The sequence below is a fragment of the Thomasclavelia cocleata genome, assembly GCF_900102365.1.
GTDB lineage: Bacteria > Bacillota_I > Bacilli_A > Erysipelotrichales > Coprobacillaceae > Thomasclavelia > Thomasclavelia cocleata.
The window spans coordinates 40,064-52,170 of record NZ_FOIN01000001.1 but is presented as its reverse complement, the minus strand read 5'-3'; the positions used below and the strand labels follow the sequence as shown (position 1 = coordinate 52,170).

At 26.5% G+C, this 12,107-nt stretch carries 12 protein-coding genes; 6 read left to right on the top strand and 6 right to left on the bottom strand.

Going from position 1 to position 12,107, the window contains the following annotated elements:
- Positions 1 to 33: 33 nt before the first annotated feature.
- From BMW96_RS00265 to BMW96_RS00240, 6 genes are all read left to right on the top strand, one after another.
- Positions 34 to 1,032: a SpoIVB peptidase S55 domain-containing protein gene (locus tag BMW96_RS00265; RefSeq protein ID WP_092351293.1), complete on the top strand. Its 999-nt coding sequence runs from the start codon at positions 34 to 36 to the stop codon at positions 1,030 to 1,032.
- 188 nt (positions 1,033 to 1,220) lie between these two features.
- On the top strand, positions 1,221 to 2,420 hold the full coding sequence (locus BMW96_RS00260; RefSeq protein ID WP_092351291.1) for a DNA polymerase IV: 1,200 nt from the start codon (positions 1,221 to 1,223) through the stop codon (positions 2,418 to 2,420).
- A gap of 50 nt (positions 2,421 to 2,470) precedes the next feature.
- Complete coding sequence (locus tag BMW96_RS00255; RefSeq protein WP_092351289.1) at positions 2,471 to 3,034, top strand: hypothetical protein; 564 nt, start codon at positions 2,471 to 2,473, stop codon at positions 3,032 to 3,034.
- Positions 3,035 to 3,085: 51 nt separating this feature from the next.
- Positions 3,086 to 4,000, top strand: a complete 915-nt coding sequence (gene xerD / locus BMW96_RS00250) for a site-specific tyrosine recombinase XerD (RefSeq protein ID WP_092351287.1) — start codon at positions 3,086 to 3,088, stop codon at positions 3,998 to 4,000.
- Positions 4,001 to 4,018: 18 nt separating this feature from the next.
- Positions 4,019 to 5,200 (top strand): phosphopentomutase, encoded by a 1,182-nt coding sequence (locus tag BMW96_RS00245; RefSeq protein WP_092351285.1) that lies wholly within the window; start codon positions 4,019 to 4,021, stop codon positions 5,198 to 5,200.
- Between the two features lie 11 nt (positions 5,201 to 5,211).
- Positions 5,212 to 5,484, top strand: a complete 273-nt coding sequence (locus tag BMW96_RS00240) for a hypothetical protein (RefSeq protein WP_092351283.1) — start codon at positions 5,212 to 5,214, stop codon at positions 5,482 to 5,484.
- An 8-nt stretch (positions 5,485 to 5,492) separates the two neighbouring features.
- Here BMW96_RS00240 and spo0A read toward each other — a convergent pair whose 3' ends face one another.
- From spo0A to BMW96_RS00210, 6 genes are all read right to left on the bottom strand, one after another.
- Complete coding sequence (gene spo0A / locus BMW96_RS00235; protein ID WP_092351281.1) at positions 5,493 to 6,305, bottom strand: sporulation transcription factor Spo0A; 813 nt, start codon at positions 6,303 to 6,305, stop codon at positions 5,493 to 5,495.
- Between the two features lie 327 nt (positions 6,306 to 6,632).
- Entirely contained in the window at positions 6,633 to 8,360 is a 1,728-nt protein-coding gene (locus BMW96_RS00230; protein WP_092351279.1) for a GNAT family N-acetyltransferase, read from the bottom strand.
- Between the two features lie 11 nt (positions 8,361 to 8,371).
- The gene (locus BMW96_RS00225) at positions 8,372 to 9,601 is read right to left on the bottom strand and encodes an ATP-binding protein (protein ID WP_092351277.1); all 1,230 of its coding nucleotides are present in this window, start codon (positions 9,599 to 9,601) and stop codon (positions 8,372 to 8,374) included.
- Between the two features lie 45 nt (positions 9,602 to 9,646).
- Positions 9,647 to 11,011, bottom strand: coding sequence for a PFL family protein (locus BMW96_RS00220; protein WP_092351275.1), 1,365 nt, complete (start codon positions 11,009 to 11,011; stop codon positions 9,647 to 9,649).
- Between the two features lie 14 nt (positions 11,012 to 11,025).
- Positions 11,026 to 11,298, bottom strand: coding sequence for an ACT domain-containing protein (locus tag BMW96_RS00215; RefSeq protein WP_092351273.1), 273 nt, complete (start codon positions 11,296 to 11,298; stop codon positions 11,026 to 11,028).
- 321 nt (positions 11,299 to 11,619) lie between these two features.
- Positions 11,620 to 12,107, bottom strand: a 488-nt coding sequence (locus BMW96_RS00210; protein WP_092351270.1) for a hypothetical protein, incomplete at its 5' end; no start/stop codon positions are given.

Below are 12,107 nucleotides of genomic sequence, written 5' to 3'. Positions count from 1 at the left end.
CTATACTGTAACAAATGTTACAAGGAGGTTTCTATGCTTTTTAAAAAGCTAATTCTTTCCTTAATTATTGTTTTAGCCATTATCATCAATCCAATCGCTCTTTATGCAATATCTTTAGTACCTGGTGGTGATTCAATTGGAATTGACTTAAATTATCAGGGTGTAGTAATAACAGGTGGATATAAGATTAAATCAAAAAATACAACTTATGATCCATTTGCAAAAGATTTTAAAACTGGTGACATGATCGTTGAAATAGATAATCAAAAAGTTACTAGTATTGAAGAATTAACCAAGATTATTAAAGATGGTGGCAGTGAAAAAAGTGATTATGATGTAACAATAATCAGAAATAACGAAAAACTGCATCGTAATTTACAAGTTATTTATGAAAATCAAGAATTTTCTACTGGTTTATATGTAAAAGATGCTATTAGTGGTGTCGGAACTTTGACATTCTATAACCCTACTAATAATACATTTGGTGCTTTAGGACATGCAATGAGTGATACTAAACTTAGTAGTAGTGAATTAATTCAATCTGGTACTATTTTTGAAAGTAATGTTACTAGTATAAAAAAAGCTACTTCTAATAGTTCTGGTAATAAAATTGCAGATATTTCTAATGTTGAAATAGGTAGTATAAACAGCCATAATCAATTTGGTATTTATGGAACTTATAATTATGATATTTCTAAAAGAAAGGCACTTGAAACAGCAAGTATTGATGAAATCAAATTAGGAAAAGCATATTTTTTAACAGTATTAAATGGGCATGAAATTCAAAAATGTGAAATTGAAATCACAAAGTTAAACGACCAGTATACAATTAAAGAAAAGGGTATTGAATTTAAAGTAACTGATCAGAATGTTATAAATAAGGCAAATGGTATTGTTCAAGGAATGAGTGGATCACCAATTATTCAAGATGATAAAATTATTGGCTGTGTCACTCATGTATCTGGAAATAATCCCATGATAGGTTTTGGATTGTATATAGAGTGGATGCTAGAAATGGATAAACAAGGATAACAAAGGTGCCAAAAGGCACCTTTCATATTTTCATGTAATGTTTTTTTTAGTATAATAAGTGTATTGGAGGAATTTAGCTTATCAAAAATAATTGTTCTATTTATAACTATAATTAATTATTTAGTAAAAGTAAATACACTATTAATGAGACGATAAGTTATATGATTTTTATTTAGGAGGATTAAATAATGCAGATAATCTTTCATATAGATTTAAATGCTTTTTACGCTAGTGCTGAAATTTCACGTAATCCTAATTTAGAGGGAAAACCACTTGTTATTTCTGGAAAATCCAAACGAAGTATTATAACTACTGCCTCTTATGAAGCACGAAAATTTGGAATTCATTCTGCAATGCCTTTATTTCAGGCATACAAAAAATGTAAAAATTTGATTGTATTACCTGCTGATTTTGAATTATATCATCGTTTATCAAATGAATTTTTTAGCATTCTTTCTTCATATAGTGAAATTTTAGAAGTTGCTAGTATTGATGAATGTTATGTTGATGTTACGAAAGTAATACAAGATAAAAATTATCATCCTGTTGAATTAGCAAGAAGAATACAAAATGATGTTTATGAACAATTAAATTTAAAATGTTCAATTGGAATTTCACCAAATAAATTTTTAGCAAAAATGGCTAGTGATATGAAAAAACCAATGGGGATTACTATATTGACTCGTTCAAACTTAAAAGAGCTGATGTGGCCTTTAGATATAAAAAATATGTTTGGAATTGGTAAAAAGACTCAGCCACGATTAAGAGAAGTTGGAATTATGACAATTGGTGATATTGCAAATTATAATAATTATAATAAATTAAGGCAGATTATTGGAAAAAATGCATTATTGTTATATCGTAGGGCTAATGGTATTGATAATAGAGTTGTTGATACCAAACAAAATGAATTAAAGTCTGTTGGGAACTCAATAACCTTGCCACATGATACATTAGATGAAATAATTTTACTAGATACGTTAAAACAATTGGCTAGACAAGTTTCTATGCGTGCAGCAAAAAGAAATCTTATCTCCAATTCTATATCTATTACTATTAAATATACTCGTTTTGAAAGTGTTAATCGACAAACAACGATTAATTCTTATATTAATGATTATGAATATATTCTTTCTACAGCAAAAATGCTTTTCGATGCTCATTATGATGGGCGCCCAGTACGTCTTTTAGGAATTAGTTTAAACAATACAATTAATAAAAAAAATTATAAAGAACAATTAAACATCTTTAATTCTACTAATGATATTGAAAAAGATGAAGATATACAAATAATTATAGAAAATATTAATAATAAGTTTGAAAAAACAATAGTTACTAAGGCTTCAGATATCTCTAAAAAAAATATTCAAAAAAAATATTTAAAATAAATGAATAAAATAATTTCTTGCTCATAAGTTGTATAAACGGAGGTCTACTTATGGGCATTTTAAATAAAATTTTTAAAAATGAAAAATTACTAATAAATATTTTTTCTTTTGTTTTATTAGGATGTGGAATCATCTTTGGAATTATTTATTATTTTTATGGCAGTGAAAATCTGATTAATCTTTGCAAGTATATATTTTTTTATAAAGATAATGAAATAACAAATAATTATAATTTATATATGACAATTACAGGTGTATACATATTCTTATCATTGTTTATCTCTACTAGTTTTTTGGGAATCTTTTTTAATAGTTTTATTATTTTTTCAAAAGGAATACAGTTAACTTTAGCAACTATTTTTTATTTTACATTAAATGAGTTTAGTATGGGTATGTTTTTTTTAGGATATATACCACAAATGTTAATTGAATTAATTCTAGTTTATGTAATTTCTATTATATCTCTTAGGCTGTCTTTAAATTGTCTTACGATATCATTTATTACTAGAGAAGTTTTTAATAGTCGTAAAATTATTAATTATATTTTAGATTATGTTATTATAATTTTAATAATTGTAACCATTTCAATGGCTTTTAAGGTCTATGCACTTTAGTTACCTAGTTAATCGTGATATAATAGCAGGTAAATGAGGTGATAGTTAAACATGGTAATAATTGAAGCTATAAATGAATATCGACAATATTTAATTGTTGAAAAAGGGCTTAGTAAGAATACAGTTATTGCTTATATTAGTGATTTAAAAAAGTTTTCTATTTATTTAAATGATAGTTTTCAGATTAATAAAATAGAGGAGCTTTCAAAAGAACATATTCGTTTATATTTAAAAGAATTAGGAAAAACAAACACTTCTGCTTCTATAACAAGAAAATTGGTTTCATTAAGAATGTTTTTTAATTTTTTAATAAAAGAAAAAATTATTGATGTTAATATTATAAGTAACTTTGATTTACCTAAGATAAACAAAAAATTACCTGTAATATTAAGTACTACAGAAATGCAAGAAATTCTAGAAACTATTAAGATAAACGATCACATCAGTTGTCGTAATCGTTGCATGTTGGAATTGATGTATGCTACAGGATTACGAGTATCGGAATTAATAAACTTAAATGTAAGTTCTATAAATCTATATATGGGATATATAAAAGTCGTTGGAAAAGGGGATAAAGAGCGGATTGTACCAATTGGTGAAATTGCTAAAATAATTTTAGATGTATATTTGAATCAGTATCGTGATAAATTTATAAAAAAAGAATCTTCTTTACTATTTTTTAATAATCATGGTAATAAATTAAGTAGAGAGGAATTTTATATTATCTTAAAGCAAGTTATTAATAAAACTTCTATCAACAAAAAAATTTCACCTCATACTATACGTCATAGTTTTGCGACACATCTTTTAGAAAATGGAGCAGATTTACGTTCAATTCAAGAATTATTGGGGCATAGTGATATAAGTACAACAACTATTTATACACATATATCTAATCAAAAAATTAAAAACGAATATCAGCAGTTTCATCCACGAATGAAGAAAAAAGATGATAGTATAGAATAAATCTAAAAGGAGGAAAAAATGAAATATAAACGTATTTTTTTAATTGTATGTGATTCTTTAGGAATTGGTAATGCTAAAGATGCTAAATCGTATAATGATGAAGGGGCTAACACTTTGCAACATATATGCGATTATTGTGATGGTTTAGACTTACCAAATTTAGAAGGGTTAGGTCTAGGTAATTTAGGAAATTTTAAAGGTATTTATCCATTAAAATCACAATTAGGTTATACTTTGGCATTAAATGAAATTTCTAAAGGAAAAGATACAATAACTGGTCATTGGGAAATGATGGGATTAAAAACAGAAAAGCCATTTGTGACATTTACAGAAACGGGTTTTCCTGATCAATTCATCAAATTATTTGAAGAAAAAACAGGGCGAAAGTGTGTTGGTAACAAAGCCGCTAGTGGTACCGAAATTCTTGATGAATACGGTGAACATCAAATAAAAACAGGTGATTGGATTGTATACACTTCAGCCGATTCAGTCTTTCAAATTGCTGCTAACGAAGAAGTTATTCCACTTCAAGAGTTATATGATGCATGTAAAATAGCTCGTGAATTAGCTATGGATGAACGTTGGAAAGTGGGGAGAATAATTGCTCGACCATATATTGGAAAAAAAGCAGGGGAATTTAAACGAACAGCTAATTGTCATGATTTAGCTTTACCGCCTTTTGCACCAACTGTTCTTGAAGCTTTAAAAACAGCTGAATATGATGTGATTGGAGTTGGTAAGATTCCTGATATTTTTGTTAATCAAGGTATTACAAAAAAAGTAAAAACTATTAATAACCAAAATGGTATGAATAGGACTATTGAATTATCAAAAACTGATTTTACTGGGTTGTGTTTTGTTAATCTAGTTGATTTTGATGCTGTTTACGGACATCGACGAGATCCTAAGGGGTATGGTAAAGCAATTAAGGAATTTGATAACCAATTAGAAGAATTAATGAAATATTTAAATCATGATGATCTATTGATGATCACTAGTGATCATGGTAATGACCCTACATATAAAGGTACAGATCATACTCGTGAACAAGTACCTTTGCTAATTTATTCAAAAGAACTTATAAAACCACATCACTTAGAGCAAATGGATTCTTTTGCAGTTATTGGAGCAACTATCGCAGATAACTTTGGAGTCTCTTTACCATTAGTTGGATGTTCAATTTTAAATAAAATAATTTAATGGAGAATTTTATGGAAGAAAATAGTAAACGATTAATAGTCATGTCAATTTTAGCATATGCAGTGGGAACTTTTATTCTCGCTGCAGGTTTGCTGACAAAATCATCTTTAAGTATAACAGTATTTTATATTATTACAATGGTATTAATTATATGTGCGATGTTAGCTTTATTCAATAATTATAAAAAAGATAAACATATTAAATTATATCTTTATTTATTAATAGTTGGTATTGTTTTTATTATTATAAATACTGCTGCTTTTATTAATAATTTATTTCTATAAAAGGAGTTTTAAACTCCTTTTTTTATTGTATAATCGAGTTTTAATCGTTCTTGAATTCTAAGATTATCAGCCACTAAAGCAATAAATTCTGAATTAGTAGGTTTAGATTTCTTTTTATTTGAAGTAGTTCTAATAATTTTATTTATTTCAATACCTCCATCTTGATTCCATGCAATTCCTATTGCATGACGAATAGCTTTTTCAACTCTCGAAGCAGTAGTACTATACTGACAAGCAATTTCAGGATATAATCTTTTGGTTATTTGACCTAATAATTCAATATCATAATATACCAGCATAATAGCTGTTCTAAGATATAAATAGCCTTTGATATGTGCAGGGATTCCCACATCTTTTAATATAGTAGTTATTTCATTTTCTAACTTTACTTTTTTATATTTTTCAGAAGTTTGTCTTATATCAATTTCTTCAATATTTATATTCATGATGGAATTAATTGTATAAATAAAAGATTGTATACTAATTGGTGCTTTAATGCAATATGTAACATCTAAACTATCTAGTAATTCATATATAACAGGATTATTAAAATGTGATATACAAATAACTTTTTCATATGCATTATTATTTATTTCTTTTAATTTCTGTAATACACCGATACCATCAACTTTAGAAAGCATTAAATCAATTATAAAAAGATTACATTTATTATATGATAAAAAATCTATGCAGTTTTTTGCATTATCACTTATCCCTAGAATTTTATAATTCTTTAACAATCCTAAATGTTTACTAATCAAATTAGCTAGTTCTTTATTTTCCTCTAATATATATACTGTATAACAGTTTGTTTTAGTCATCTTTATCCCTCCAAACATTGACAAAATCTATTATAAAGATACAAAAGTAGAAATAAAAGAAAGTTTTTTTAATTAATATTATATTTATAAAATTAGAAAACTGATTTACTGATTATCTAAAACAATTCGTTATTTATAGTCATTAGATAGCGTTTAATAGCGAATAATGGCGAATTTATTAAGGGAATTTTGTAGATAGTAAAAAAAGAAGTTTTTGTATTGCGTGTAAAATATTCACAAATAAATTACATAATATTCATTATGCGAAGTTGTACAATGATATTAAAGAGCGATATTTTAGTGGATATCGCTCTTTAATATCATTGTTTATAAACATTCATTTATATAAAAATTATTATCTTGAAAATTATTTTCTAAGAAGTTAGACATCATCGTACATACATATTTATAATCACCTTTAATTATAGCTTTTAAATCACTTTCAATAATTACTTTTTTATCAAAAATCATAAAGTGCCCAATTATCATATCTAAATAAGCTTGCTCTAAATATATGATTTCTGATATTTTTATTACTACATCTTCTTCGCTATATATTACATAACCAATTGATTTGTTGTTTAAATCAAATACTTTGATTTTTTCATCAAAAGCTTCACATCTTAATGCTAAATAATTTTGGTAATATTCAATATTTCTTTTTCGATAACCTGTATACTTTTTACAGAATTGATTATAAAGATTTAATAATTTAATATAATCATTATTATTTGCTGTTTTAATTAGAAAATTATCTTCATATAAATTATTATCAACTTCTGTTACTTTGTGATAATAATCTTGAGAAAAACCAAATTGATAATATAATTCGGGATTATATGCTTGTAAGATTATTTTAGCGTTTTGATACTTTGATAAGGATAATACATAATTCATTAATTTTTTCATTAATCCTTGTTTTCGATATGTCTTGTTAGTAGCCACTCCTAAAATAAAGTATACATCTTCTTCTTTTTCATTAAAAATAAGTGTATAAGGAATAATTTGAAGCATTGATACTACTAAATCATTATTCTTTAATACATAAGTATTTTCTTTTTGATAACGATTCATAAAATAGAAATTAGTTGATTTTTCATCTTCATCTTCAAAACTACTACGCCATAAATCTATAATATTATATAAATCTTTATCACTAGCTTGATTGATAGTTTGGTTGTTTAAAATAATAGTATATTTTTTTAACAATTTTACTGGATGCAGTGCTCTTTTTGCTTTACGCAAAGATTCTAATCCCATATCTTCTTCACGATTTACAAATTCATAATTTTCATAATTTTGTTCTAAAAATAATTTTCCAATTGCAACATATAATCCCCTAATATCCTTATTAGCTTTTTCAACATGTATCTGAATTGTACTATGTTTTAAGGGAGAACCAATTATAAAAGCTTCTAGTTTATTATCAATATAAATACATCCAGTTTTAATATTTAGTTCATGACGATGTACTAATAAATAAACTATACCAATATATTCAGAAACTACACTTTCTTCAATTCTTCTGGAAAAATCCCATTTTTTTAGACATTGTAAAACATTATCAATATCTTCATCTTCAATTTCTTTGTATATATAATCAGGATGTTCTTTAAGAAAAGCATTAAAATGATTACGTCTTTTTTGCATTTTTTTACCAGATAAAGTTTCTAAAGAAACTTTACTATATATATAATCATCAAAATCTTCATCATGTAAATATAAAAATTTATTACCATATAATTCTTCAATTAGTATTTTAAATTTCTCTACTGCCAAATCAATTCGAAAAATAAAATTATGTTTATTAGCGTATTCAAGCATATATTCTAATGCCTCTTGATAATACTCTGGTTTACAAAATGGCATAGCAAAAAACTTTTCATTCATATAAGTATGTAACATAATTAAATAATTTTCTTTAATTTCATAAAATATCTCATATTCATGATCCCACATCATCATTGTTACAAAATTAGAATTATAACCCTCATAATCAGCATCATCTAGATATGGTTTGATTTTATCATAGTCTTTTAATAATAATTTTTGCATATAACTCCTATTTATCTTCCTAACATTGCATTAATAAATTGTTTAGCTGTTCTTCCAGAAAAACCGCCATAACGAATCTCCCAAGTTAAAGCTTTTTGATGTAATTCTTCTTGAGGGATTTGAAGATTATATTGTTTAGCTAAGCCATCTACAATTTCAAGATAGTTTTGGCGATTTGGATGTGTATATAATATTTTTACCCCAAATCTAGAGCTTAATGAAATTTTTTCTTGTTTTGCATCATTTATATTAACTTCATCTTGATCTTGACGATCACTCCAGGTTTGTTTGACTAAATGGCGACGATTGCTAGTTGCGTAAATTAAAATGTTATCAGGTTTCTTTTCTAGTCCACCTTCAATTACAGCTTTTAAATACTTATATTCTATTTCAAATTCTTCAAATGATAAATCATCCATAAATAAAATGAATTTATAATTCCGTGATTGTAGTTCCTGAATTATACTAGGTAAATATTTAAACTGATGTTTATAAATTTCTATCATTCGTAATCCATCTTTGTAATATTCATTTAATAACGCTTTTATACTGCTTGATTTACCAGTTCCACTATCACCATAAAGAAGTACATTATTAGCTTTTTTTCCAGATAAAAATGCTTCAGTATTTTTGGTAAGTATTTTCTTTTGACTTTCGTATCCAATTAACTGATCTAATCGCCCGTTGCCTATATGTATTATAGGACAAATTTCATTATTTTCATAACGAAATGCTTTATTTAATCCAAATTTTCCTACTCCATAAGTTACAAAGAATTTTTCTAAAGTATCATAAAATTCATTAACATCTTTACAATTAGTTAAACTATTTTGTAGGGATCTCGAAATATCAAATAATTCCTGATTAATAACAGGTTTTGATGGAACAAAATTATTAATTAAATTTTGTTGTAATAGTGTTAAACAACTAAAATCAGTATTAAACATTTTAAAAATTATTTTAAAATCATTTATAACAATATCCTTTAAATTTATTGCAATATCATGTTTTCTCTCTAATGCTAGTGAAAATGAATTTTCATTATTTATTAATAGATTTGTTAGTAAACTATTAAACAGATTACCGTATAAATTATATTTTTCAGCTAATCTTATTAATAAAGAAACAAAACTGTTAGCATAGTCCAAATTATTATTTTTAATAATCTCATTATATAATTCAAAACATATTTTAACATCCTCATTTTTATATAATGGACTGAAAACAATTAAATCATTCATAATTATATTCCTTTCTAAATAATTAAAAAGACGAAAATTCGTCTTTTAATTTTTAAAACTATGTATAGGCGCTGGAATTCGTCCACCACGATTAATAAATTCAGCACATCCAAACTCATTTACTGGCATAATTGGTGCATAACCTAATAATCCACCAAATTCAACAACCTCTCCTACTTCTTTACCAATTACTGGAATAATTCTAACTGCAGTAGTTTTTTGATTAATCATACCAATAGCCATTTCATCAGCTATTATGCCAGAAATAGTACTAGTTTTCACACTTCCTGGAATAGCAATCATATCAAGTCCAACTGAACAGACACATGTCATAGCTTCTAACTTTTCAAGTGTTAATGCACCTCTATTAACAGCATCAATCATTCCTTGGTCTTCACTAACTGGAATAAATGCTCCGCTTAATCCTCCAACATATGAAGAAGCCATAACGCCTCCTTTTTTTACTTGATCATTTAATATTGCAAGAGCTGCAGTTGTACCAGGAGCCCCTACACTGTCTAGTCCCATTCCTTCAAGACAATCAGCAATACTATCGCCAATTGCAGGAGTTGGTGCTAATGATAAATCAATAATTCCAAATGGGATTCCTAATTTTTCTGATGCTTCTAAAGCAACTAACTGACCAACCCGAGTTATCTTAAATGCCGTTTTTTTAATAATTTCACATAATTCGCCAAAATTTTTACCCTTTGCTTTTTCAATAGCATTTTTAACTACACCAGGACCACTAACCCCAACATTAATAACTGCATCTGCCTCACTAACTCCATGGAAAGCTCCAGCCATAAATGGATTATCATCAGGTGCATTACATAAAACAACTAGTTTAGCACACCCAATTGAATCATTATCTTTGGTTAAAGTTGCTGTTTCTTTGATTATTTCTCCCATCAATTTAACAGCGTCCATATTAATACCAGTTTTGGTTGAACCAACATTAACAGAACTACATACGTTGCTAGTCACCTTCATAGCCTCTGGAATAGATCTTATTAATAATTCTTCTGCTTTTGTCATTCCTTTTGATACAATTGCACTATATCCACCAATGAAATTAACACCAGTTTCATGTGCGCATTTGTCTAAAACTTTAGCAATTTTAACAAAATCACTTGTTGTTTTACAAGCGTTAGAACCAACAAAACCAATTGGTGTTACTGAGATACGTTTATTAACAATTGGTATCCCATACTTCATTTCAATCTGATTACCTGTTGATACTAAATCTTTTGCTAAAGTTGTAATCTTTTTATAAATATTTTTGCATAAAACATCAACATCATGATCCATACAATCTAATAAACTGATACCTAATGTAATCGTTCTTACATCAAGATTTTCTTGTTCAATCATTTTATTTGTTTCTGCAACTTCAAATAAATTAATCATTTTACAAATTCTCCTTAAATACGATGCATTTTATTAAAAATGTTTTCGTGTTGTAATTTGATGTTTACACCAATTTCTGCACCTAACTTATCTAACTCTTCACAGATAGTACCAAATTCATCAGTAATTGAACTTAATTCTACAATCATCATCATATTAAAATATTCTTGAATAATAGTTTGTGAAATATCTAAGATATTAACTTGTTTAGCTGCTAAATATGTACATACTTTAGCAATAATTCCAACCTGATCTTTACCTACTACTGTAATAATCCCCTTTTGCATACAATAACCTCCTAATTATTTAGGTTATTATAGCATAATTGTATACAACAAAAAAGAGCAAAATACAATAAATTTTTTGTAAAAATATATTGTATTTATTATTCACAGCCTTAAAAAAATCAAGAAAATATCACAAAATATGAAAAAAGTACCATATTAAGACAGATTTTATAAACTATTTTGCCATTTTCAGCAACAAATAAATCATATAACTCAACAGTATTACACAACAAGTGTTTTATTAATTTACATATTATGCCTAGCTGTGCCAAAAGAGTTGCTCAATTATGTAAAGAAGCTTCACTTGATTGTCTTTTTTTGCTAATTACTATTATCTATTCTTTCTTTAAACACTTCAAATTCATCTTCTTCAAATATATATTTGTTTATTAGTTTTAACTGTTTTTCACTTAATCCTTCTATCCATCTACTGCATTCCTGATGGTATCTTCCTTTAATCATTTCAATAAATATCTCTTTTTTTCCTATCGCTATCCCCTGTTCTAATCCTTCTTTTTTTCCTTTTTCAATCCCTTGTTTTTCCCCCTGTTTTATTCCAATTTCAATTCCCTCTTCTAATCCTTTACTGTGATATTCATCTTTAAATGATTCTGTTCTTATTCTCGCTAATGCTAACTGATTCGCTATTGACCACATTGGCTCATTATTTCTAAACTTGTCATACATCTTTATCACCATCCCGATTATGTCTTCTTCTTTCTCTTTTATTATACCAGTATATTCATTCTTTATAAACAGATAACATAACCTTTCCAAATCACTTAGTTCTTTAACTTCTTTTTCTTTTA

Bases quoted from the DNA above. Each gene is read 5' to 3' on its own strand.
- BMW96_RS00230 (WP_092351279.1), bottom strand. From the start codon at position 8,360: ATGCAAAAATTATTATTAAAAGACTATGATAAAATCAAACCATATCTA.
- BMW96_RS00260 (WP_092351291.1), top strand. From the start codon at position 1,221: ATGCAGATAATCTTTCATATAGATTTAAATGCTTTTTACGCTAGTGCT.
- BMW96_RS00220 (WP_092351275.1), bottom strand. From the start codon at position 11,011: ATGATTAATTTATTTGAAGTTGCAGAAACAAATAAAATGATTGAACAA.
- BMW96_RS00225 (WP_092351277.1), bottom strand. From the start codon at position 9,601: ATGAATGATTTAATTGTTTTCAGTCCATTATATAAAAATGAGGATGTT.
- spo0A (WP_092351281.1), bottom strand. From the start codon at position 6,305: ATGACTAAAACAAACTGTTATACAGTATATATATTAGAGGAAAATAAA.
- BMW96_RS00245 (WP_092351285.1), top strand. From the start codon at position 4,019: ATGAAATATAAACGTATTTTTTTAATTGTATGTGATTCTTTAGGAATT.
- BMW96_RS00215 (WP_092351273.1), bottom strand. From the start codon at position 11,298: ATGCAAAAGGGGATTATTACAGTAGTAGGTAAAGATCAGGTTGGAATT.
- BMW96_RS00240 (WP_092351283.1), top strand. From the start codon at position 5,212: ATGGAAGAAAATAGTAAACGATTAATAGTCATGTCAATTTTAGCATAT.
- BMW96_RS00265 (WP_092351293.1), top strand. From the start codon at position 34: ATGCTTTTTAAAAAGCTAATTCTTTCCTTAATTATTGTTTTAGCCATT.
- BMW96_RS00255 (WP_092351289.1), top strand. From the start codon at position 2,471: ATGGGCATTTTAAATAAAATTTTTAAAAATGAAAAATTACTAATAAAT.
- xerD (WP_092351287.1), top strand. From the start codon at position 3,086: ATGGTAATAATTGAAGCTATAAATGAATATCGACAATATTTAATTGTT.